This is a genomic window from Pantoea cypripedii (genome assembly GCF_002095535.1).
GTDB classification, from domain to species: Bacteria; Pseudomonadota; Gammaproteobacteria; order Enterobacterales; family Enterobacteriaceae; genus Pantoea; species Pantoea cypripedii.
Genome location: NZ_MLJI01000001.1, coordinates 2540870 through 2562151, shown reverse-complemented (window position 1 = coordinate 2562151; position 21282 = coordinate 2540870). Strand labels below are relative to the sequence as shown.

General features: G+C 54.5%; 25 protein-coding genes. 7 read left to right on the top strand and 18 right to left on the bottom strand.

Annotation, left to right across the window (positions count from 1 at the left end; translation table 11 throughout):
- Positions 1–24 precede the first annotated feature (24 nt).
- The 5 genes from HA50_RS11860 to dgcQ all read left to right on the top strand — a co-directional run bounded on the left by HA50_RS11860 (position 25) and on the right by dgcQ (position 3540).
- Positions 25–300, top strand: coding sequence for a hypothetical protein (locus tag HA50_RS11860; RefSeq protein ID WP_084875634.1), 276 nt, complete (start codon positions 25–27; stop codon positions 298–300).
- Positions 301–310: 10 nt separating this feature from the next.
- Complete coding sequence (locus HA50_RS11855; protein ID WP_084875632.1) at positions 311–1213, top strand: DUF808 domain-containing protein; 903 nt, start codon at positions 311–313, stop codon at positions 1211–1213.
- A 45-nt stretch (positions 1214–1258) separates the two neighbouring features.
- Positions 1259–1393: a hypothetical protein gene (locus HA50_RS32005; RefSeq protein WP_021182849.1), complete on the top strand. Its 135-nt coding sequence runs from the start codon at positions 1259–1261 to the stop codon at positions 1391–1393.
- Positions 1394–1574: 181 nt separating this feature from the next.
- Positions 1575–1754, top strand: coding sequence for a YodC family protein (locus HA50_RS11850; protein WP_021182850.1), 180 nt, complete (start codon positions 1575–1577; stop codon positions 1752–1754).
- 133 nt (positions 1755–1887) lie between these two features.
- Positions 1888–3540 carry a cellulose biosynthesis regulator diguanylate cyclase DgcQ gene (gene dgcQ / locus HA50_RS11845; RefSeq protein WP_084878497.1) on the top strand — a complete coding sequence of 551 codons (1653 nt, stop codon included), beginning with the start codon at positions 1888–1890 and terminating at the stop codon, positions 3538–3540.
- Here dgcQ and HA50_RS11840 read toward each other — a convergent pair.
- The 3 genes from HA50_RS11840 to HA50_RS11830 all read right to left on the bottom strand — a co-directional run bounded on the left by HA50_RS11840 (position 3537) and on the right by HA50_RS11830 (position 6185).
- Entirely contained in the window at positions 3537–4757 is a 1221-nt protein-coding gene (locus HA50_RS11840; RefSeq protein ID WP_084875630.1) for a glycosyltransferase family protein, read from the bottom strand. The genes dgcQ and HA50_RS11840 overlap by 4 nt on opposite strands.
- Before the next feature lie 32 nt (positions 4758–4789).
- Positions 4790–5587, bottom strand: coding sequence for a mannosyl-3-phosphoglycerate phosphatase-related protein (locus tag HA50_RS11835; RefSeq protein WP_084878495.1), 798 nt, complete (start codon positions 5585–5587; stop codon positions 4790–4792).
- A 364-nt stretch (positions 5588–5951) separates the two neighbouring features.
- Positions 5952–6185 (bottom strand): DUF2525 domain-containing protein, encoded by a 234-nt coding sequence (locus HA50_RS11830; protein WP_084875628.1) that lies wholly within the window; start codon positions 6183–6185, stop codon positions 5952–5954.
- Positions 6186–6527: 342 nt separating this feature from the next.
- Between HA50_RS11830 and dsrB the strand changes: the two genes are divergently transcribed.
- On the top strand, positions 6528–6722 hold the full coding sequence (gene dsrB / locus HA50_RS11825) for a protein DsrB (RefSeq protein ID WP_084875626.1): 195 nt from the start codon (positions 6528–6530) through the stop codon (positions 6720–6722).
- Between the two features lie 122 nt (positions 6723–6844).
- On the opposite strand, the gene HA50_RS11820 is transcribed toward dsrB, so the two are convergent.
- From HA50_RS11820 to fliF, 15 genes are all read right to left on the bottom strand, one after another.
- A complete protein-coding gene (locus tag HA50_RS11820) occupies positions 6845–8545 on the bottom strand; it encodes a methyl-accepting chemotaxis protein (protein ID WP_084875624.1) in 1701 nt (566 codons plus the stop codon).
- Between the two features lie 150 nt (positions 8546–8695).
- Complete coding sequence (rcsA, locus tag HA50_RS11815; protein ID WP_013509559.1) at positions 8696–9331, bottom strand: transcriptional regulator RcsA; 636 nt, start codon at positions 9329–9331, stop codon at positions 8696–8698.
- Positions 9332–9955: 624 nt separating this feature from the next.
- Positions 9956–10744 carry a flagellar biosynthetic protein FliR gene (fliR, locus tag HA50_RS11810; RefSeq protein WP_084875622.1) on the bottom strand — a complete coding sequence of 263 codons (789 nt, stop codon included), beginning with the start codon at positions 10742–10744 and terminating at the stop codon, positions 9956–9958.
- Positions 10744–11013 (bottom strand): flagellar biosynthesis protein FliQ, encoded by a 270-nt coding sequence (fliQ, locus tag HA50_RS11805; RefSeq protein WP_084875618.1) that lies wholly within the window; start codon positions 11011–11013, stop codon positions 10744–10746. The genes fliR and fliQ overlap by 1 nt, the downstream gene beginning before the upstream one ends.
- 40 nt (positions 11014–11053) lie before the next feature.
- Positions 11054–11785 (bottom strand): flagellar type III secretion system pore protein FliP, encoded by a 732-nt coding sequence (fliP, locus tag HA50_RS11800; RefSeq protein WP_084878493.1) that lies wholly within the window; start codon positions 11783–11785, stop codon positions 11054–11056.
- Complete coding sequence (gene fliO / locus HA50_RS11795) at positions 11785–12183, bottom strand: flagellar biosynthetic protein FliO (protein ID WP_084875616.1); 399 nt, start codon at positions 12181–12183, stop codon at positions 11785–11787. The genes fliP and fliO overlap by 1 nt, the downstream gene beginning before the upstream one ends.
- Positions 12184–12185: 2 nt before the next feature.
- A complete protein-coding gene (gene fliN, locus HA50_RS11790; RefSeq protein ID WP_084875614.1) occupies positions 12186–12596 on the bottom strand; it encodes a flagellar motor switch protein FliN in 411 nt (136 codons plus the stop codon).
- Positions 12589–13596: a flagellar motor switch protein FliM gene (gene fliM / locus HA50_RS11785; RefSeq protein ID WP_013509553.1), complete on the bottom strand. Its 1008-nt coding sequence runs from the start codon at positions 13594–13596 to the stop codon at positions 12589–12591. The genes fliN and fliM overlap by 8 nt, the downstream gene beginning before the upstream one ends.
- A gap of 4 nt (positions 13597–13600) precedes the next feature.
- On the bottom strand, positions 13601–14086 hold the full coding sequence (gene fliL / locus HA50_RS11780; protein ID WP_084875612.1) for a flagellar basal body-associated protein FliL: 486 nt from the start codon (positions 14084–14086) through the stop codon (positions 13601–13603).
- A gap of 129 nt (positions 14087–14215) precedes the next feature.
- Positions 14216–15496, bottom strand: a complete 1281-nt coding sequence (locus HA50_RS11775; RefSeq protein WP_084875611.1) for a flagellar hook-length control protein FliK — start codon at positions 15494–15496, stop codon at positions 14216–14218.
- A complete protein-coding gene (fliJ, locus tag HA50_RS11770; RefSeq protein WP_084875609.1) occupies positions 15493–15936 on the bottom strand; it encodes a flagellar export protein FliJ in 444 nt (147 codons plus the stop codon). The genes HA50_RS11775 and fliJ overlap by 4 nt, the downstream gene beginning before the upstream one ends.
- A gap of 21 nt (positions 15937–15957) precedes the next feature.
- A complete protein-coding gene (gene fliI, locus HA50_RS11765; protein ID WP_084875607.1) occupies positions 15958–17319 on the bottom strand; it encodes a flagellar protein export ATPase FliI in 1362 nt (453 codons plus the stop codon).
- Positions 17319–18020 carry a flagellar assembly protein FliH gene (gene fliH / locus HA50_RS11760; RefSeq protein WP_084875605.1) on the bottom strand — a complete coding sequence of 234 codons (702 nt, stop codon included), beginning with the start codon at positions 18018–18020 and terminating at the stop codon, positions 17319–17321. Before fliH ends, fliI begins: the two co-directional genes overlap by 1 nt.
- On the bottom strand, positions 18013–19005 hold the full coding sequence (gene fliG, locus HA50_RS11755; protein WP_084875603.1) for a flagellar motor switch protein FliG: 993 nt from the start codon (positions 19003–19005) through the stop codon (positions 18013–18015). The genes fliH and fliG overlap by 8 nt, the downstream gene beginning before the upstream one ends.
- On the bottom strand, positions 19002–20720 hold the full coding sequence (fliF, locus tag HA50_RS11750; protein ID WP_084875601.1) for a flagellar basal-body MS-ring/collar protein FliF: 1719 nt from the start codon (positions 20718–20720) through the stop codon (positions 19002–19004). Before fliF ends, fliG begins: the two co-directional genes overlap by 4 nt.
- A gap of 231 nt (positions 20721–20951) precedes the next feature.
- On the opposite strand from fliF, the gene fliE reads away from it, so the two are divergent.
- The gene (gene fliE / locus HA50_RS11745; protein ID WP_084875599.1) at positions 20952–21263 is read left to right on the top strand and encodes a flagellar hook-basal body complex protein FliE; all 312 of its coding nucleotides are present in this window, start codon (positions 20952–20954) and stop codon (positions 21261–21263) included.
- Positions 21264–21282: the final 19 nt, after the last annotated feature.

Sequence of the window (21282 nt, the reverse complement as noted above, 5' to 3'; positions counted from 1 at the left end):
TTCTCTGGGACGCGGAACATAGCCATGAGCAGCATCAAACTGACGGTCAAACGCCTGTACCAACTTCGTGACGAACGGATGGTCAACACCCGAGCTACCGCACGTATCTATCTGGGAGATACGCTGGTGGCAACCGAAGAGATTACCGGCATGACGGAAAGTCCGGTGAGCAAATATTTGCACGCCGGAGATGTGGCAGGGCAACCGTTACGCGTCGAGTGGGATTGTGCGGGCATCGCCGATATGTCGGTGACGGCGGTTGAGCGTTGCCCCTGTTGTCAGGATCACGAACCGGAATAAGGATAATATTTTGGCAGGAACCAGCTTACTGACGCTTCTGGACGATATTGCAACATTGCTTGATGACATCTCGGTCATGGGCAAGGTGGCAGCAAAAAAAACGGCGGGTATCTTAGGAGATGATCTCTCGCTCAATGCGCAACAGGTTACCGGTGTAAAAGCCAATCGCGAATTGCCGGTGGTGTGGAGTGTTGCGAAAGGCTCGTTTATTAACAAATTGATTCTGGTGCCGCTGGCGCTGCTGATCTCCGCTTTTGCTCCCTGGCTGATTACGCCGTTACTGATGATTGGCGGCGCGTATCTTTGCTACGAGGGCGTAGAAAAGGTGTTGCACAGCCTCAATCATGATAAAGCAGAAAAAAGCCCGGAGGCGCGACAGCAGCGGCTTGAGCAGCTGGCACAGCAGGACCCACGGGAATTTGAGAAGAATAAAGTGAAAGGTGCGGTGCGTACCGATTTTATTCTTTCCGCTGAGATCGTAGCGATTACGCTTGGCATCGTTTCTGCGGCACCGTTGCTGAATCAGGTGATGATTCTGGCGGGTATCGCGATTCTGGTCACCGTCGGCGTCTACGGTATTGTGGCGGTGATTGTGAAAATTGATGACCTCGGATACTGGCTGCGGGAAAAGTCATCCACGCTGGCGCAGGCTGTCGGTGGGCTGTTGCTGGCGGCGGCACCGATCCTGATGAAAATTCTGTCGGTGGTGGGTACGGTAGCGATGTTTTTGGTCGGGGGTGGCATTGTGGTGCATGGGATAACGCCGCTGCATCATGCCATTACCGAGTACAGCAGTGGATTTGGTGCACTCATCTCGGCGCTGCTGAGTAACGGCGCTAATCTGGTGCTGGGATTTCTGATTGGGTCGATCGTGCTATTAGTGGTGAATCTGGTTGCCAAATTGCGTGGATAATCGTTATAAAGCGCAGGAAATTTTTAATCACGGGTCAGGAGAACGATGATGAACGACGATATGTTTGAATTTGATATCGATGCACAGCTGGAACAGGCTGAGGCGAAAGCGGCTGAAAAAGCGCGCGAAGTGCCGACCGATCTGAGCGACGAAGCCGATTGCGAAGGCTGCAAAATCTGATTTTCCCACCCGGGAAACGATTTCAAAGCGGATAATAATTTTTATCCGCTTTTTTTATTTTCCGCATTTTTAACTGCTTATTCCTAAATTGCAGTTGTAATCACAAACTCTTATAGGCAAAAACATCCCCCACCTGCTATACCTGATGAGGTTCATTCAACGGTAGAAGGGAGGGCGCGTAATGACCTTTGCGATCAGTGACGAAGTTCAGCATAAACAGGGCGGACCCACTATGGTGGTGACCGGCTATGCCAGCGGAATGGTAGAGTGTCGTTGGTATGATGGCTATAGCGTGCGCCGCGAGGCGTTCCATAGTGACGAACTCTGTCACTTATCCGCAGCGCGTCAGCTGGCCAGCTAACCGCCTCCGGGACGGTTTTGCCGTCCCGTGTTATTTTCCACTCCATTTAATTTCCTTAGCTTCTCCGCCTGTACCATTTTTTCCCCGCTGACTACACTGTTTTAATTCGCCTTTTTCCGGAGCATGGTTGCTGATGGCACAATCGCCACTTCCCCGGCAGTCGGACCATCCTTTTCTGCGCGTGCATCTTTGCTTTCTGGCGGTATTTCTCTTTTCAGCCCTGCTCACGGTGCATGAGGCGCTGGAGCTAAAAGCCAATTATGAAGATCGGCAACGCGCGCAGCTGGCGGAAATCCAGAAAAGCCTCGACAGTCAGTTCCAGGAAAGCGTGGATGGCCTGGTTTATTACGAAAAAATGCTCAACTACGCGCTGGCACATCCGCTGGATTCAGATAATGCGCGTGAGGCCGTGCAGCGGTTTGAGCGACTGCGTCAGCAGCCGCAATGGCAATTGCAACTGGAAAGCCCGCGCAGCATGCCACTCAATGGCGTCAGTGATGACTGGCTGGCGCATGACCCGTTATTACAGCGTGATCCAACGCGTATCAGCCAGGAACTGCGTGCCGCGCTGGAGTTCAGTTTCATTATGCAGTTCAGCGATCCCGATCAGGACTTCCACTCACGTTTCTGGTACATCTCGCGTGCCGGATTTTTTATCAGTTCGCGTCCGCCACAAAGCCTCCAGGAACTGGCAGAGAGTTATGCCACCATGGTGCAACGCAGCTACTTTCGCAGCCAACAACCTCAGGCGAATGCCAGCGCACGCCTGCGCTGGACCACCGCTTACCAGGGGCTGTTTAATGAAGGTCTGATGCTTACCGTCTCCGCGCCGATCATCAGCAAGGGTTACTGGTATGGCGTCCTGTCGATGGATTTTACCCAGCAACGCATCCGTGAACTGATGGTGGAAACCCGCCACACCTTGTTGCAGGGTAAATTGATCCTGATGGATAGCAGCCTGAACGAGGTGACACGTCTCTACGCACCGGATGATGAAGCGCTGGAGCCGCAGGAGCAGCAGCAGTTAAAAATACTGATGGCGCAGCATCCCAGCGGCATCCTGAGACTCGGGACGCAGTTTGCCAGCTGGAGCAGGCTGAAGAATGTCGATACGTATATCGTCAATGTACAAAGCCTGAAGCAGGGGATGCAGCAGGAATTAGGGCGCGTTTCGTTGTTCCTGTTTGGCATGTGGATGTTATTTGTGTTGTTGCTGGTGGTGGCGCATCAGGTGATTTTTCGCCTGGTAAGGCGTATGGACGATCTCTCTGCGCGCCTCACCTGGCGTGCCAACTATGACGGTTTAACCCGTCTGCTTAATCGTAACGCTTTCTTTGAACAATTCGTCGCGCAGGCGGCCCGTTGCCAGCAGCAGGGGCAGCCGATTTCGGTGATTCAACTGGATGTCGATCACTTCAAAAAAGTGAATGACACCTGGGGGCATCACGCAGGTGACCAGGCGCTGATCCGTGTCGCCAGCGTCATCAGCCATACGTTGCGTAAATATGATAGCGCGGGCCGTATCGGCGGCGAGGAATTCTGCATTGTGCTGCCGGAAACCCGGCTTGAGGAAGCCGCTGCGGTCGCCGAACGTATCCGGGCGCGGCTGGCGGCAAAAACCATCCTGGTGAATGCCAGCACCACGTTTAACGTCACCTTATCCGCCGGGGTGACCAGCAGCGAGGAACAGGATGATTACCACGCCGAGAGCCTGCAGGCCAAAGCGGACAGCAGGCTCTATCTGGCAAAAGCCAGTGGGCGTAATCGCGTGTGCAGTGAGGATTAAACTTTACCGTCGTTATCCTCTTCCACCGCCTGATAAATCCGTTGCAGGATATCCGGGAAGGCGGATTGCACACGACTCCAGCTGGGAATGAAAGGTTTATCATTCGGGCGTTCAATAAACGCCTGACCGGCGTCAAGAATCGCCTGGGTGAACATTTCCACCGCCGCTTCTTCGATATGCTGGTCAAACTTCAGGCCGTTCATGGTGGCTTCGTGGTTGTAGATTTCCATCATATCCAGCGCATTGCGGTAGTAGGTGGCTTTCAGCACCCGGAACGAATCGCTGGTCAGAGGCACCCCCATTGTCGCCAGCTTACGCAATAGCGACTGTACAATGTCGTTACTCATGCGTTTCAATCCACCGGTACCATCCTCTTCCGACAGCGGCTGATGCTTATGATCGTAGTTGTCGGCGATCTCTACCTGGCAGCTCTGACGGGTAGTGTAGTTGCGATAAATCTCCGACAACACCCCAATTTCCAGCCCCCAGTCACCGGGAATTTTGATGTTATTCAGCACATGGGTGCGCATGGCAAATTCGCCAGACAGGGGATAGCGGAAGCTGGCGAGGTAATCCAGATACTCCGAATGGCCGTAGACCTTTTGTAACGAACGCAGCAACGGGCCGACCAGCAGACGGCCTACCCGACCATTCAGTTTGCCGCCTGCGACGCGCGCGTAAAAACCTTTGCAGAACTCATACTGAAAAGCCGGGTTAGCCAGCGGATAGAGCAGACGGGCCAGCATGCTGCGTTCATAGGTGACGATATCGCAGTCGTGCAGGGCGACACAGCTGGTGCGGTCAGAGGCCAGGGTGTAACCGGTGCAGAACCACACGTTGCGGCCTTTGCCTGGTTGGCTGGGGGATAAACCTTCTTTATCCAGCTCGGCATCCAGCGCCTTTAGGCGTGGTCCGTCATTCCACAGAATCCGGTGGCGTTGCGGCAGGCGGGAGAAGAAGTCACGGGCAAACAGAAACTGATCGCGGTCGGCACGATCCAGACCAATAACGATTTCATCAAGGTAGGGCACCTTCGCCAGTTCCTTGACGATATTATCCAGTGCCGGGCCTTCCAGTTCGGAAAACAGCGACGGTAAAATCAGCCCCATTTTGCGTTTGCGTGCAAAGCGCACCATCTCTTTTTCCAGCGATTCAACGCTGCGGTGGGTGAGATTATGAAAGTTAGTAATCACGCCATTCTGGTAAAAGTCACTCATCGCCTCATCCTTCTGATTAGCTGTGCGGCCCGTTAATCGGGTTGGGCAAGAAAATAATCCAGACCTTCACGCCAGCCCTGCGGGCCAACGTGTGCGGTGTGGTAGACGTTTTCATCATCATCGCGCTGCAGGATGACCGGCGTTTTACTAAACCCCTTAATCACCACGGCATAATCGACATGTTCCAGCATCGGCGCATCATTGGGACCATCGCCTAAGCCAATGGTGATGCGCGTCTGGCCTTCCTGGCGGGCAAGATGTTGTTGCAGACGTTGCAAGGCGATGCCTTTACCACTGCCCTGCGGCATCACATGCCAGAAACGCCCCCCCTGGGTTAACGCCAGACCCAGTGGTGCCAGTGCGGCGCGGAATTCTTCAAGACGGGTGGGTTCATCGCGCCACAGCACCACTTCGGATGCCTCGCGCAACCGGCTCTGTCGCGCTTCGGCAGGTGTCAGCCCGGTGAATTTCGCCACTTCCATGTCACTGAAATCATGAAAGCCAGTGAAGTGGAATCTCCCCTGCAAGGTTTTCAGTTGCTGGCAGAGATCGAGATAGTCACGGCTTGGGTCTTCGGGCAGGGTTTGTTCACCGCCCCAGGCGAGACGGGCACCGTTCTCAGCGATAAAGGGCGCCCCGGCAATGCCGAGTTTCTTCTGTAACGGGATAATCTCGGCCGCGGTTTTGCTGGAACAAATCACCAGCGGGATTTGATGTTGTTTCAGGCGCGTCAGCCATTCGCTGGCAGCATCCCAGCGATAATCGTGATGGTCCAGCAGCGAACCATCGAGGTCGGTGACAATCAATAGCGGTTGGTCAAGGCTGACCATCATCACACTCCTTACCCCCTTGGGCATGCGTAAAGCGAGGAATTATCAGTATAATAGCGTAATCGCGATCACAGTTTTTCGCCTGTCAGCGTGAAGCAGGGCTGAGAAAAATCCGAAAACGTAGTGATAGCAGAATTGTGCATGCTGGAAGATTGTGCAGAAAAAAGGCAGCAAAGGCGCGGTGTTTTCGGTAACAACCTGCGTGGCAAGCGCGCATAGCGTTGCCTCTCCAGTAAGTGCTGGCTCTTGTCTTATTCAGACCAGCGCGTAATCTGGCTGCTGTGTTAGAGATTTTCCTGGTGTAACGAATTTAGCGCTTTATCTTTACCCGGCCATCCCGCCGGGTATTTTTTTGCCGCGCAGGTTAGCGGTTGACTTCGGTGATGGTGTAATCGCGGATATCCAGTTCAAAGGCTTCCGCCAGCTCGGTATAGGAGTCGAAAGATTCACCCCCTACTTTTACGCGGTGCGCGTGCTCGGGCTCCATATACTCTTTCACCTCACCCGAGGTTTTTTCCTGAATAGCCTGAAGCAACGCTTCAACATCGATATTCACTTCACGCTGAACGTTATCGCTGTACTCTTTTGCAGTTGCCATCATCAGCCTCCTGAAAGGCGCAAGGGGTCTTAAAACAGTATAGACGGCAGGGAGAAATGGGCGGGCGGCTTATTGACGGGCAAAAAAAAGCCCGCGCTGCGCGGGCAAAAATCCTTGTTACTTTTAGGTTGACTGCGCCTTTGGGGTTGGTGCAGTGCTAAAAATTCTACGCGCTGAGGGCGTCAAAAGTCTCGCCACTAAACGTTAAGAAAGTGAAAATCCCTTACCGGGCACATCGTTAGTCGGTCTGACGTGCGAATCATCTGATGCTGATCGCGATCACGCAGTTGCCCATTTCTTCCGTTACACTGTGTCCGAGGCACTATTTCTGGAGAGTAATCAATGAAGGTCAATGACCGCGTGACGGTAAAGACAGACGGCGGTCCACGCCGTAGCGGGACAATCCTGGCGGTGGAACCCTTTAATGAAGGGGTGATGTATCTGGTGGCGCTGGAGGATTATCCGCTGGGTATTTGGTTCTTTAATGAAAGCGATCATGCGGAAGGGATATTTGTCGAACCCTTCGCAGAGGAATAACAGGGTTTCACCCGTAGCCGTGGATTGCGCGATAAATCGCGCCGCTACCCAATATCGCACTGGGTTGTAGCGGCGCAATTTATTGCGCGGGGTTTATCGGTAGCGCTGCGGCCTGCAACTCATTAAAACGTTTCCCAGTTATCGTTACTGGTTGCCGCCAGTGCCGGACGTGGGTTAAACGTTTTTGCCATGGGTTGCACAGGTGATGTAGGCACCAGCAATCCCGGACTGTCATTTAAACGGAATGCCGCTACGGCCTGCGTCAGTTTGCCCGCCTGATCTTCCAGCGATGCCGCCGCCGAAGAGGCTTCTTCCACCAGCGAGGCGTTCTGTTGCGTCACATTGTCCATCTCAGTGACCGCCAGGCTAACCTGCTGGATGCCACGGCTCTGCTCATCTGAAGCGGCGGCAATTTCCGCCATGATATCGGTCACCCGACGTACCGCCTCAACAATCTCGCTCATGGTGGCACCCGCCGCGCCCACCTGACTGGAGCCATTGCTGATTAGGTCAACCGACTCGCCAATCAGCGACTCAATCTCTTTCGCCGCCTGGGCGCTGCGCTGTGCCAGGCTGCGCACTTCACTGGCGACCACGGCAAAACCGCGCCCCTGTTCACCGGCTCGCGCAGCTTCAACCGCCGCGTTCAGTGCCAGAATGTTGGTCTGGAAGGCGATGCTGTTGATCACATTGGTAATCTCAGCAATTTTCTTCGAGCTACCGGAAATATTGTTCATGGTTTTCACCACGCCGTTCACCAGCTCACCACCGCTGCGCGCTTTGCCGGAAGCATCCGCCGCCAGCTGGCTGGCATGATGGGCGTTTTCTGCGTTCTGCTTCACCGTGGCCGTCAGTTGTTCCATGCTGGCCGCCGTTTGCTCCAGCGCAGAAGCCTGTTCTTCAGTACGTGAGGAGAGGTCGGTATTACCGGCGGAGATTTCACTGGACCCCTGATAAATCGCCACCGCGCCTTCACGCACGGTGCCTACCGTACGCACCAGCGAGGCCTGCATCAGTTGCAGATTATGCAGCAGGCTACCAATCTCGCTGCGGCCCCAGTGCTGTTCTGGTGCGGTCAGGTCGCCCTCGGCGATGCGCTCGATACGCGCCACCGATTGACGCAGGGGGTTAATCACCACGCGGCGCAGGAACAGGAAGGTCAGTAACACCAGCACCAGCGCAGCGGCAAAGGCCGCAGCCATCGCGATAAAGCCGATACGTGACTGGTGCGCCGCCTCCGCGTTGATCGCATCCGCGCGGTCGGTGCGAATCTTAATCGCCTTCAGTAGAACCTGGTTATACGCATCATCGAGTTTGCGCGTTACGTCGGTTTCCTGCGCGATAATCCCCTCAAAGCTACCTTGCTTCGCCGAGTCGATCATCGGCTTCAGTCCTTTATCGATATAGGCATTGAAGCGTTCGGTAAGCGGTGCATCCAGCGCCAGGTCTTCTGCGGTTTTGGTTTTCCGGTCCATATACAGTTTGAAGCCAGCACGAGCCTGTTCAATGCGCTGCTCGGTGCGCGCCAGATCGGCACGGTAGCCATCCATCTCACCAATACGTGCTGCCGCGCCGGACTGGATCACATTCAGACGGGCGGTGCGCAAGTGGTTGGAACTGTTGGAAATCCCCATGCGGATTTGAATTTCATCCGTGGCGTCATTCAGCGACGTATTACTTTGAATTAGAAAGTAGCTGGCGAGTCCAATGCACAGGGCAAAAAGCAGCAGAATGCCACCAAAGATCATGCTGAAAAGAGGCATCAGGCGCAGGTTCTGCCAGATGCTGAGCTTATGTTGCTCATCAATCGATGCTGTTTTCATATCCTTGCTCTCAGTTAGGTAGGTGTGCTGAAGCTAACATCGGCAAGGCAGGGGAAAGGATTAGATGGCAGAGTGGGATCTGCATCGCAAAACGGATAAAACGCAAAAAGGGCTAATCCGCTGATTAGCCCTTATTTTTACCGTGTGAAATTATCGCACGTTGACATAGATGCCAGAAGTAACATTATCCGTCAGACGCACAACATGGTAAATAACCTGTTTATTGTGGGTCTTAATTTTGCGTTTAATATTACCTTTATGTGACGAAACTGTTTTCGCCTTAATTTGCATCTTATCTGAAATCTGAATGGTATCGTGGCCTGACATCCACATTTTCAGCATGTTCGATTCCGTCTGGCTTAATGTCAGAGGGTGAATATCAAGTCCAGCTGAAATTCGCGGCGCTGCATTGAGTTTCTTTTGCAGGTAAGTGCCAAGTAAGGAATCCAGGGTCGATGTTTTAATCGATTTTGACGTAATAATCAGGTTCTTACGAACGTAGAGATATTCCTCAAAATGGATGTTTGAAATCGCCATGAAGATGAAAAATAAGGTGTCAGGGTGCTGCATGATAATGCCGCGAATACGATCACTGGAATCGGATTCATGAATGAAACACTCTTCGTTAATAAATACCACTCCGGGTTTTAGCTGTTCACAGCGTTGCTGTAATTGCTCGATATCCGACACGGAAGTAATATTTTTCTTTTTAACTCCTTTTGCGGACATATAGTCCGATAATCCCAGGCGTGTGTAGTTGCATGAATCCATAATAATCGTTGGCATGTTAGCGACCCTCACCAAATTTGTTATCCGTTTAAATCAACGATGAATTACGCGTTTGCGGTACGAGAGAGATTTCCAAAGACACTTTTTTATTCTGCTCAGCAGTCTGGCGACTCGTACGCCATAATGACTCTTCCCTGACCCGTCCTGCGAAGTTTGTTGTGTTACTTCAACGTCACTCTTGTCCCCGCGATAGTGGGAATCGCCGGGAAGTTGCCTTAAGTACTTAAATCGCACTGTTTTTGCGAGCCATGTCACTATCGCGCATGTCACAGACAAATCTGATAGGACAAATCTTAAAAACATTTGAATTGCGAAAGTGTGACGCTTCAGCGAGTGTTGACAATGCCGTAAAAAAAGAATTCTTACAAGAAAAATCGCTGTTAAATTTTTTTTGTTCAAAAACAATCTTTTGGGCATTTTCTCAACGAATCCACACGCTTAGGCATCGTAGGATTCGTCTGACTAAAATACTTGAAGCGTCGTTTAATAAGAATAATTTTCACCATAAATGCGCATTTATCAGAATTTCCTCAGTTGATTTCTGGGAAATATGGTTCGAAAAATGCACAAATAGATTTTGAATCCTTAACTATCACTTAAGGACGGCTACAGAATCGTTAATCATCCTTGCCGGGAGAGTTCTGACATGAACTGAGCGAGCAAATCAAAGACTTCGCTGAAGAGATGTTCACAGAAGGGGGCGAGCAGAGGCATCATCAGACCCAGGCTGAGGATACCCACAGATAAGGTTATCGGGAAGCCCACCACGAAAATTGATAACTGTGGTGTAACACGGTTTAACAAACCCAGGGCCATGTTGATCGTGAGGAGCAGAACGATCAAAGGCAGCGCTAACATCATGCCGTTAAGGAAAATTAATCCCGCTGCTTTCACCAGCGCCATAAAGGCATTGGCGTTAAGGGGGTGATCGCTGATCGGCATGGTGTGAAAACTATCGACCAGCATCGAGATCAGCCACAGATGGCCGTCAAAAGTCAGAAACAACAGCATCGCCAGCATATCAAGGATACGCGCCAGTATCGGCATATTGAGACGACTGGCCGGGTCAAAGAAAGTCGCGAACGACAGCCCCATCTGCAAACCAATCACCTCACCTGCCATGCGCACCGCACCAAAGGCGAACTGCATGGTCAGACCGAGGCCGACACCAATCAATATTTGCTGCAGCAGCAGCCAGAAACCGGCAGCGCTAAACAGCGTGACGTTAACCGATGGCAGCAGCGGCATCAAAATCCAGGTGGTGAGCACCGCCAGGCCAATTTTGACGCGGTTAGGAATGCTTTTCTCACTCAAAACCGGTGCGCTGGCAAACAGTGCCAGCAAACGCACCATCGGCCAGAAAAACTGACTGACCCAGTGGACCAGTTGGCTGCTGTCGAGGGTAATCATTAACCGATGATATAGGGCAGGTTGCTGAACAGGTTGCGCATGTAATCCAGGATCAGATTCAGCATCCACGGGCCAGCAATCACGGCGGTGGCGGCAACGGCGAGAATTTTAGGGATAAACGACAGCGTTTGTTCGTTAATCTGCGTGGCGGCCTGCAATACGCTGATGAACAAACCACTGACCAGCGCCACCAGCAACATCGGGGCGGCCATCATCAGTGCGATACGCATCGCTTCCTGTCCCATTACCATTACCGATTCGGGTGTCATGTTGCGCTCCTGTGTTGAGAAAAGTGGCGAACGACGCCACTCAGGAATAGAAACTTTGTGCCAGTGAACCCACCAGCAACTGCCAGCCATCCACCAGCACGAACAGCATCAGTTTGAACGGCAGCGAAATCGAGGCCGGTGGCACCATCATCATCCCCAGCGCCATCAGCACGCTGGCGACCACCAGGTCGATGATCAGGAAGGGGATAAAGACGGAGAAACCAATCTGAAAGGCCGTTTTTAGCTCGCTGGTGACATAGGCGGGCAGCAGGATGCGCATCGGCACGGCTTCCGGCCCCTGAATCGGTGGCGTGTTAGCCAGACGCGCAAACAAGGCGAGGTCGGCTTCGCGGGTTTGACGCAGCATAAAGTCACGCAGCGGCTGGGCACCTTTATCAATGGCGACATCCATGCTGATCTTGTCCTGACTGAACGGCAGATAAGCATCGGTATAAATTTTGTCGAAGGTCGGTGCCATGATGAAGAAGGTCAGAAACAACGCCAGTCCGACCAGCACCTGGTTCGGCGGGGCTGACGGCGTCCCCAGTGCGTTGCGCAACAAACCAAACACAATAATGATGCGGGTGAAGCTGGTCATCATCAGCAGCACTGCCGGAAGAAACGACAGGGAGGTGATAAATACCAGCGTCTGCACCGGCAGCGACCAACTCTGGCCGCCGTTTGCCAGCGGATGGCTTACCAGACCTGGCAGTTGCGCATGGGCAACCGGTGCCAGCAACAGCAGCGGCAGAAGGGGAAGCAATCGACGCATCATTGGGGTTTTCCGGGGCGTTTAACTAAAGTCTGTAGCAGCTGACGAAAATCCTGCGCGGGCGCCGGGGAAGCCGCAAGCTCTTCCGGCGCAACCGGCGGCAGGCTGTGCAGATGGGTAATTTGCTGCGCGGTCACGCCGAGTACCAGACGGGCATCCGCAGTATCGACAATCACCACGCGTTCCTGCTTGCCCACCAGGACGCTGGCGCTGACTTTCAGCGCCTGGCCGTTGACCGTTTTCGGCGCAAAACCGAGGCGGCGTGCCAGCCAACCGCAGACGAGGATCAGCAGGATAATCACCGCCAGTACGCTGCTGACCTGGCCTACCACCGAACTGGTCGAAACCACCGGTTCGCTATGGATTACCGGCTGACCGGTTTGCGCATCTTTTAACATTATTAGCGGCTCAGACGACGCATACGTTCGGATGGGGTGATGATGTCAGTAATACGCACGCCGTATTTGTCGTTGACCACCACCACTTCACCCTGGGCAATCAGATAGCCGTTGATCAGAATATCCAGCGGTTCACCGGCCAGACCATCCAGCGCCACCACCGACCCCTGGGTCAGACGCAGCAGTTCTTTGATGGTCATCTTGGTGCGACCCAGTTCCACAGTCAGTTTGACCGGGATATCCATGATCAGATCGATGTCCTGCAATGAACCGCTGGCCGCACCGCTTTCGAGCGATTTGAACACGCCATCGCTTTGCTCCGGCGCACTGGTTGCCGCCTGCTCATTCATTGCTGCAGCCCACAGATCGTCCGCGGAGATGTCGTCATCGGACGGTTTCTTGCTGTCACTCATTGGGCTGTTCCTCATTCAGCGAATTCAAAATCGGGTTAATCAGGTGCTCGACACGCAGCGCATACTGGCCATTTAACGTGCCATATTGGCTGGTCAGCACCGGTACGCCATCTACGTGTGCGATGATGCGATCCGGCTTCTCAATGGGCAGGACGTCACCAGGTTTCAGTTGCAAAATACGCGACAGACGCAGCGACACATCCGCGAAGTGGGCAATCAGCTCCAGCTCCGAGTGCTGCACCTGTTTCACCAGATTGTCACGCCAGTGGTTATCTTCCTGGCGGGAGTTTTCCAGCGGGGGATTGACCAGCAGCTCGCGCAGCGGCTCAATCATTGAAAACGGAATACAGATGTTGAATTCACCCACCAGGTTGCCAATTTCCACCTGGAACGGGGTATTCACCACGATGTCGTTCGGTGAAGTGGTGATATTGGTGAACTTCACCTGCATCTCAGAACGGACATATTCCACATCCAGCGGATAAATCGCTTTCCATGCGTCGCTGTAGCCTTCCAGCGCCAGCTTCAGCATGCGGCGGATGACACGCTGCTCGGTATGGGTAAATTCGCGGCCTTCCACTTTGGTTGGAAAGCGGCCATCGCCACCAAACAGGTTATCCACGGCGATAAACACCAGACTCGGCGAGAACACCACCAGCGCGGTACCGCGCAGCGGTTTCAGGTGGATCAGGTTCAGGTTGGTCGGCACCGGCAGGTTGCGTGCAAACTCATGGTACGGCTGAATCTTGATCGCCCCAACGCTGATATCCGGGCTGCGACGCAACAGGTTAAACAGCGCCATACGAAAGTGACGGGCAAAACGCTCATTGATGATCTCCAGTGCCTGCAAACGCTCGCGTACCACGCGGCGCTGGGTATTGGGATCATAGGGACGAATATCACCATCGCCCCCGGTGGAACTCTTCTCTACTTCCGCGCTGTCACTGTCGCCATTGAGCAGCGCGTCAATCTCAGCCTGGGAGAGAATGCTATCGCCCATTAAATCACCTCAAAATGAAGGCGGTAAACAGCACGTCACTGACCACCTGCGGAGGTTGACCCTTTACCAGCGGCGGTGACAGCACCTGTTTGATTTGATCAACCAGGGCCTGTTTGCCTTGCTCCGATGCCAGCGCACTTGCGCTCTGGCGGGACAGCAGCAACAGCAGGCGGCTGCGCACTTCCGGCAGGTAGTCATTCAGCCGACGACGGGTATCCTCATCGGGCAGACGCAGCGTAAAGCCCACGTACAGCACACGGTCAGGATCGTTGTCAGGATTGACCAGGTTAACCGTAAAAGTATCCATTGCAAAAAATACGGGGGCGGGTGGCGGCTCAACTTTCGCCACTTCCGGCTTATCACCCTCGTGTTTATTCATCATTCGCCAGACTGCATAGCCTGCCACGCTGCAAGCGGCCAGCGTCACAATCAGTAACACCGGAATTAATATTGAACGTTTGCGGCCTTTAGCTTTCGCGTTATCAGACATGTTTGCAGTTACTTCCTGTGAATTATGGGCAAGCCTTTCGGCTCGCCTGGACAGATTATCCCGCGTCTTAAGTCAAACAATGGGAAGAAAAGACGCGGGTTTTACGCTTACCTTCAGCGTTAGCCGCTGTCAGGCAAAGATATCGACAGCGCCGTTGCCGGTCGCGCGCGCCTGGAGGGCTGCCGGGACGGCAATAGGCGTTATCTCGTTTTCACTGTCCTGGGAGAGGGTAAAGCTACCGTACTGTCCATCACGGCGACCTTCCTGCTGGCCCTGATAATTCTGGCCCTGTGCGGAGGCGTCGCTGCTGACATTACTCTGTCCCAGGTTGATGCCACTCTCCGCCAGCGCCGTTTTCAGCTGTGGGAGAGCCGCTTCCAGCGCGGCCCTCACATGGCTGTGGCTGGAAACCATATTTAACTGTGCCTGATCCTTATCGAGGGTCAGGCTGATCTGAATTGCACCCAGGTCCTCCGGGTGCAGACGCAATTCGGCGTTTTGCTGCCCATTGCGGCTGAACATCACAATCTGCTGACTCAGCGCCTGCTGCCACTCTGAACTGCCGAGTTGCGCGTTAAGCATCGGGGTCGATGGCGTAGTGCTGGTCGACGCGGTGCTGCTGGTCAGGGTACTGGTACTGCTTAATGGCGCGCTGGTGATCGGGGTGGTCGTGTCGCTGCTGCTGCTCAGGTCACGCTTATCATCCGTCTTAGCCAACGTGCTCAGCACCTGCTGGAAACTTTCATCCAGCGTCAGGGCCGTGTTGTTCGTGCTACTGCTACTGGCCGTGCTGCTGGTGGCCGCTGTGGTGCTGGTCTGCGCGGTTAACGCATCCGCGACATCACTGGTTTTCTTCGCCGTTACCGGCGTGGTGACCGTGGTTGTCTCGGGCTGTTCATCTTTCACCGCGCTGGCCAGCGAATTGAGTAACGTACTATTCAGGCTGGCGTTTTTATCGCTGGTGCTATCACTCAGCGCGCTGGTGGTGGCCGTCTGCGTGGTTCGGTTTTCCACCGCAGCTGGCAACATCGCGAACAGGGCCTGAACATTCTGTAAGTCGCTGGCGCTTAACGAACTTGCCTCACTCTTATCCTTATCATCGGCTGATTTCAGCGTGGCTTTAATATTTTCCGGTTGTAAAAGTGCGTTCAGGGTCTCTGGTTTGTCCAGTGCCTCCATCAGCGTACTCAGAGAGACACCTTTGCTGGATTTTTCATCGCTTTCTGCTGATGAATCAGCCGATTGCGTGCTGGTGCCTTGTTGTTGTGCCAGCGTGAGTAGCTTATTTCCCAGCGCGGTGACGAAGTCCTGCGGCAGGTTTTCCACCCCCTGCAGAATGTCCGTCGAAACTGAAGTGTCCGCATCACCCGCAGTCGGGGTTTGCGTCACCACTGTTGGCAGCGTAATCATTCGCCTTTCCTCAATGCAGCCCGTTGGGCGTATTCATCCATCCGTTTCTGGTCGAGACGGTTTTCCTGTCGTAAAGCGTTTTCGGCAGCGCGGGTGATTAGCGTTTGGTAGGCATTGAGCCGCTTTTGCTTTTCGCGCCAGTTGTTGAGAGCCTGATCGAGACGCTTTTGCCACTGCTGCAACTGTTGACGATGCTGTTCAATGGCTTTTTCCAGCGTCTGAATAAATTGGTGGTAGTTGGTCCAGCGGGTACTGGCGATGCCACCTGACATGTCCTGATTTAGCTTGTTGCGATATTCATCCTGGTAATCGAGCAGCATATGCAGCTGCTCGTCCGCCTGTTGCTGACCCCGGCGCATATCACCGAGATGAATAACCGCTTTTTCCAGGTCCTGTTCTGCCAGATCGCGCAATGTATCAATAGCATTGGCCGTTTTCATTGCATTCCCCTTAAACCCAGGTTAACCGAACATCGCCTGTAAATGCAGGCAGGCATCGTCGTAGTCGCTGCGTTCGAAAATCCCCTGTTGCAGGAAAGCTTCCATTTGTGGATAGAGCTTGATGGCCCGGTCCAGCATCGGATCGCTCCCTGCGGCGTAAGCCCCGACACTCACCAGATCGCGGTTACGCTGGAAGCTGGAGAGCAGTTGCTTAAACTGGCGCACGCGTGCGTAGTGGTTTTCATCGATCAGCGCCGTCATGGCGCGGCTGATCGAGGCTTCAATATCAATCGCCGGATAATGTCCGGCTTCTGCCAGACGGCGTGATAACACGATATGGCCGTCAAGGATGGCACGCGCCGAATCGGCAATCGGGTCCTGCTGATCGTCGCCTTCGGTCAGAACGGTATAGAAGGCGGTGATGGAACCGCCGCCGTGGGTACCGTTACCGGCACGTTCCACCAGCGCAGGCAGTTTCGCGAATACCGAGGGCGGATAGCCTTTGGTGGCCGGTGGTTCACCGATAGCCAGCGCGATTTCACGCTGGGCCATGGCGTAGCGGGTGAGGGAGTCCATAATCAGCAACACGTGCTGACCACGATCGCGGAAATCTTCGGCGATACGCGTGGCATAGGCGGCACCCTGCATACGCAGCAGCGGGGAAACATCCGCCGGTGCGGCAATCACCACCGAACGGGCGCGGCCTTCTGCACCCAGAATGTTTTCAATAAACTCTTTAACTTCGCGACCACGTTCACCAATCAGCCCCACCACAATCACATCGGCTTTGGTGTAACGCGCCATCATGCCGAGCAGCACGCTTTTACCGACACCGGAACCGGCGAACAGGCCCATACGCTGGCCGCGACCCACGGTGAGCAGGGCGTTAATGGCGCGCACACCGGTATCCAGCACATCTTCGATTGGGGTACGTTGCAACGGGTTGAAAGGGGCGGTGATCAGCGGGGCGCGATAGCCGGTTTCCGGTGAGGGCAGGCCATCCAGAGGTTTGCCGCTGCCATCGAGCACGCGGCCCAGCAGTTGTGGACCGAGCAGCAGCTGTTTACCGCTGTGGGCGTTATCACCGGTGACGCGGGCATAAACGCGGGCGCCGGGCAAGATGCCGTCCACTTCTTCCAGCGGCATCAGAAACAGTTTCTGGCCGTTAAAACCGACCACTTCGCTTTCCACTTCGGTAATATTCGCGCCGTCGTGGCGTTCAATTACACAGGTGGCGCCGAGTGGCAGTTGCAAGCCAGTGGCTTCCAGCACCAGGCCGGTGGCACGAATCAGTCGACCATAACGGCGCACGGTCTGGACCTGAGAAATACGATCTTCGAAGGCGTCCAGCGCCCCGAGCCAGCGATTGAGGCGCGTGGTCATCAGAACTCTCCCGGTGCCGCCAGGCGGCACAATTCCTGCCAGCGCGTTGCCACGCTGGCATCGAGATCGCCATCCTCGGCACTGAGCTTACAGCCGCCGGGGTGCAGGGAACTGTCGGCCAGCAGACGCCAGCCGTGCAGATCCAGTGTCGGACCGAGTGTCTGCTCGATACGTTGTAAATCATCAGGATGGACACGCAGTTGCGGTTTGCCACTGAACATCGGTTCCTGCTGGATAAGCTGCTGGATCTGGCGCAGCAGGGCACTGCCATCGACCGTAGTCGCCTGGCCAATCACCGTACGGGCGGCTTCCAGTGCCAGCTGCATCAGACGCGAAGCGATCACGCTATCGAGGGATTCCAGCGTGTGCTGGAATTCCGTCACCAGTTGCTGCATGCGTGCCTGCAAAGGCGCCTGCTGCTGCTGGGCTTCGGCAAGTCCCTGCTGGAAACCAGCGTCATAACCATGCTGCTGTGATTCGGCATGGCCTTTCTGGTAACCCTCACTGTAGCCCTGGGTTTGAGCTTCTTTGCGCATCTGCTGTTGCAGACGTTCCAGCTGTTGCTGCTGCTCATCTTCGGGACTCAGCTCTTCGTCGCTGATGACTTCCAGCGGCAACGGTTCCGGTTCCGCGTTGAACGAACGCCCTAAATCATCAGGCTGCCAGGGCTGCCACGGACGGGCGGAAAAGGCATCAGACATAGGTTTCCTCGCCACCACCAATTACCATTTCGCCTGCTTCTGCCAAACGGCGTACCACCAGCAGGATGGCTTTCTGTTCGTTTTCCACCGACGACATACGCACCGGGCCACGGTTGGCGAGGTCGTCGCGCAGGATGTCGGCCGCACGGGCGGACATGTTTTTGAGGAACTTCTCGCGCAGCGGCTGCTCGGCACCTTTCAGGGCGATCAGCAACTGCTCGGACTCCACTTCCTGCAACAGACGCTGGATACTGCGGTCGTCCACTTCCACCAAGTTTTCGAACAGGAACATCTCGTCGATGATCTTCTGCGCCAGCTCGCCATCGAAGTCGCGAACCGCTTCGATAACCGCTTCTTCCTGCTGGGTTTTCATCAGGTTGATAATTTCTGCTGCGGTTCTCACGCCGCCCATCTTCGCGCGCTTGAGGTTGGTACCATCCAGCAGGCTGTTGAGCACTTCGGTCAGCTCTGCCAGCGCCGCTGGCTGTACGCCGCCGAAGGTGGCGATACGCAGCATCACATCGTGACGCAGACGCTCGTCGAACAGCGCCAGAATATCTGCCGCCTGGCCACGTTTGAGGTGGACCAGGATGGTGGCGATAATCTGCGGGTGTTCGTCGCGGATAAGGTCCGCAGCGGCCTGCGGCTCCATAAAGTTGAGCGTTTCCATGCCGCTGGTGGTTTCACGCGTTTCGAGAATGTCCTCCAGCAGGCTGGAGGCGCGTTCTTCGCCCAGCGCCTTGACCAGCACCGTGCGCAGGTATTCATTGGAGTTGAGACTCAGCGCGGCAAACTGCTCGGCGTTCATCTCAAACTCGCGTAATACCTCGGTCAGCTGCTTGTGCGAGATCTGTTTCATGCTGGCCATCGCCGCACTCAGATGTTGCACTTCGCGCTGGTTGAGGTGTTTGAACACCTCAGACGCACGATCCTCGCCAATGGTCATCATCAGAATGGCGCTTTTTTCAGTACCGGTCAGACTCATAGTTCGTTACTCATCCATTCACGGATCACCAGCGCAACAACGCGTGGATCGTTTTCAGACATATCGCGGATGCGCTGGCTCAACACTTCCGCGCTCATGCGGTTAGTTGATTTACGCTCCTGATCCACTTCATCTTTGCTGAGCTGCACGTTGTAGGCCTGCTCTTCTTCCTGCGCAGCAGCGCGGGCGGCAGCGGCCTCAATGGCAGCCTGTTCCTGTTCACGTTTACGCAGCAACTGCGGACGGACCAGCTTGCGGTAGAGGATGAAGGCAACCAGCGCCACCAGCAGCCAGCGACCGGCGGTCATCAGCTGATCAAAGAACGACTGCTGTTGCCAGAAGGGCAGGTCGCCACCAGCAGGTTCAGTCACGTTGAACGGTGAGTTCACCACGTTGATACTGTCGCCACGGGTCTGCGAATAGCCCATCGCTTCACGCGTCAGGTCTTCAATCTGCTTAATCTGCTGGTCGTTAAGGGCAACAGGTTTGCCTTTATCGTCAGCGCGATAGTTCACCACCACGGCAACCGACAGACGCTGCACATCACCGACATTCACTTTGGTGTGACGGATGGTGCGATCCAGCTCGTAGTTCACCGTGTCGTCACGACGCGAGTTGCTCGGGCCGCTGTTCTGCTGGGCGGTGCTGGTGCTGCTGCCATTCGCCGCGTTGTTCTGTCCATTAGCGTTCTGGCCGTTAGCATTATTGGCGGGCGGGTTGGTCACCGGTGCGGTATTCGCCGGGGCCGGTTGGTTGGACAACGCACCCGGTACGCCACCCGGATACGGGCTGCCGTTTTGCAGGCTGGTACTGGTCTGGCGTGAGCGGATTGCCGAGTTATCCGGACCACCGTTCGGTTGATATTTCTCGTCAGTTTGTTCGCTGCGGTCAAAGTTGAGCTGCGCCGTCACCTGCGCGTGCACGTTGCCCTGACCAACAATCGGGTTAAGGATGGCTTCAATACGTTGCTGATAACGCGCTTCCACTTCGGAAGTGAATTTCAGCTGGGCATCGTTAAGATCGCGACCTTCGCTGTCAGAACGGGTCAGCAGGCGACCGGCCTGATCCACCACTGTGACGTTACCCGGCGGCAGACCGGGAACGCTGCTGGAGACGATATGCACGATGGCCTGGATTTGGCCTTCATCCAGCGCACGTCCCGGTTGCAGGTTCAGGGTGACTGAGGCAGAAGGGGCTTTCTGTTCACGGACAAACAGCGTCGGTTTTGGCATCGCCAGATGGACGCGCGCGCTTTTGACCGGTCCGAGCGTTTCCATGGTGCGCGCCAGTTCACCTTCCAGCGCACGTTGATAGTTAACCTGTTCGCTGAACTGACTGATGCCGAATTTCTCTTTATCCATCAGTTCAAAACCGACCGATCCTCCTTTCGGCAACCCCTGCTCAGCAAGACGCAGGCGCAGTTCATGCACCTTTTCGGCAGGCACCATCAGCGCACCGCCAGTCTCTGAGAACTGGTAAGGGATGTTCATCTGGGTCAGCTGGGTGACAATTGCGCCGCCATCCTCATCGGACAGGTTGCTATAAAGGACGCGATAATCCGGGGTTTTAGCCCAGAGCACCAATGCAAAAACCACTGCGATAGCCGCAGCGGCAGCGATAATTAAGGGAATTCGCGGATTGGCGCGCAGGCGGGCGATAAGGTCACTGAAGCCTTTCTTTGTTGTATCCTGTGTAGCGGCTGCACTCGCATTCATGACCGATTCCTGCCTGACATAATTGACCGGGTGTGTTGTGGTGACAAAACTGACTCCCTGAAACGTCGAAAAATGAAATTCCACTCCAATGCTTTGCATTATTTTCTGAATCGCGAAATTTGATGGCTGAATAAGCCGGGTTTTTTGCAGTCATTTAGCGCCTTTGTCTTATTGACAGTGTGCTAACTTTTCCATCGTGAAAAATCGGATCAACTTCAATGAGGTAATGGCATGTCGATTCAGGCAATTGATGGTGTTCTGCAGCAGCTCCAGCTGACATCGTTGCAGGCCAGCGGTCAGCAGAGTGATGCAACGCAGCAGGTGGATTTCGCGGCCACGATGAAATCAGCGCTGGATAAAATCAGTGAAACGCAGAACAACGCGCGTACTCAGGCGCAGGATTTTGAGATGGGTAAACCCGGCATCGCACTGAACGACGTGATGGTCGATTTGCAGAAATCATCGATTTCCATGCAGATGGGGATTCAGGTCAGAAACAAGCTGGTGTCGGCGTACACCGACATCATGAATATGTCGGTGTAAAACCCGAGTTAATACCTGA

Bases quoted from the DNA above. Each gene is read 5' to 3' on its own strand.
- fliP (WP_084878493.1), bottom strand. From the start codon at position 11,785: ATGCGTCGATTGCTTCCCCTTCTGCCGCTGCTGTTGCTGGCACCGGTT.
- fliL (WP_084875612.1), bottom strand. From the start codon at position 14,086: ATGTCTGATAACGCGAAAGCTAAAGGCCGCAAACGTTCAATATTAATT.
- dsrB (WP_084875626.1), top strand. From the start codon at position 6,528: ATGAAGGTCAATGACCGCGTGACGGTAAAGACAGACGGCGGTCCACGC.
- HA50_RS11860 (WP_084875634.1), top strand. From the start codon at position 25: ATGAGCAGCATCAAACTGACGGTCAAACGCCTGTACCAACTTCGTGAC.
- fliN (WP_084875614.1), bottom strand. From the start codon at position 12,596: ATGAGTGACAGCAAGAAACCGTCCGATGACGACATCTCCGCGGACGAT.
- HA50_RS11820 (WP_084875624.1), bottom strand. From the start codon at position 8,545: ATGAAAACAGCATCGATTGATGAGCAACATAAGCTCAGCATCTGGCAG.
- HA50_RS11835 (WP_084878495.1), bottom strand. From the start codon at position 5,587: ATGGTCAGCCTTGACCAACCGCTATTGATTGTCACCGACCTCGATGGT.
- fliE (WP_084875599.1), top strand. From the start codon at position 20,952: ATGTCGATTCAGGCAATTGATGGTGTTCTGCAGCAGCTCCAGCTGACA.
- HA50_RS11840 (WP_084875630.1), bottom strand. From the start codon at position 4,757: ATGAGTGACTTTTACCAGAATGGCGTGATTACTAACTTTCATAATCTC.
- fliO (WP_084875616.1), bottom strand. From the start codon at position 12,183: ATGTTAAAAGATGCGCAAACCGGTCAGCCGGTAATCCATAGCGAACCG.
- fliJ (WP_084875609.1), bottom strand. From the start codon at position 15,936: ATGAAAACGGCCAATGCTATTGATACATTGCGCGATCTGGCAGAACAG.
- HA50_RS32005 (WP_021182849.1), top strand. From the start codon at position 1,259: ATGATGAACGACGATATGTTTGAATTTGATATCGATGCACAGCTGGAA.
- HA50_RS11775 (WP_084875611.1), bottom strand. From the start codon at position 15,496: ATGATTACGCTGCCAACAGTGGTGACGCAAACCCCGACTGCGGGTGAT.
- HA50_RS11830 (WP_084875628.1), bottom strand. From the start codon at position 6,185: ATGGCAACTGCAAAAGAGTACAGCGATAACGTTCAGCGTGAAGTGAAT.
- fliG (WP_084875603.1), bottom strand. From the start codon at position 19,005: ATGAGTCTGACCGGTACTGAAAAAAGCGCCATTCTGATGATGACCATT.
- rcsA (WP_013509559.1), bottom strand. From the start codon at position 9,331: ATGCCAACGATTATTATGGATTCATGCAACTACACACGCCTGGGATTA.
- fliF (WP_084875601.1), bottom strand. From the start codon at position 20,720: ATGAATGCGAGTGCAGCCGCTACACAGGATACAACAAAGAAAGGCTTC.
- fliH (WP_084875605.1), bottom strand. From the start codon at position 18,020: ATGTCTGATGCCTTTTCCGCCCGTCCGTGGCAGCCCTGGCAGCCTGAT.
- fliQ (WP_084875618.1), bottom strand. From the start codon at position 11,013: ATGACACCCGAATCGGTAATGGTAATGGGACAGGAAGCGATGCGTATC.
- dgcQ (WP_084878497.1), top strand. From the start codon at position 1,888: ATGGCACAATCGCCACTTCCCCGGCAGTCGGACCATCCTTTTCTGCGC.
- fliR (WP_084875622.1), bottom strand. From the start codon at position 10,744: ATGATTACCCTCGACAGCAGCCAACTGGTCCACTGGGTCAGTCAGTTT.
- HA50_RS11850 (WP_021182850.1), top strand. From the start codon at position 1,575: ATGACCTTTGCGATCAGTGACGAAGTTCAGCATAAACAGGGCGGACCC.
- fliM (WP_013509553.1), bottom strand. From the start codon at position 13,596: ATGGGCGATAGCATTCTCTCCCAGGCTGAGATTGACGCGCTGCTCAAT.
- fliI (WP_084875607.1), bottom strand. From the start codon at position 17,319: ATGACCACGCGCCTCAATCGCTGGCTCGGGGCGCTGGACGCCTTCGAA.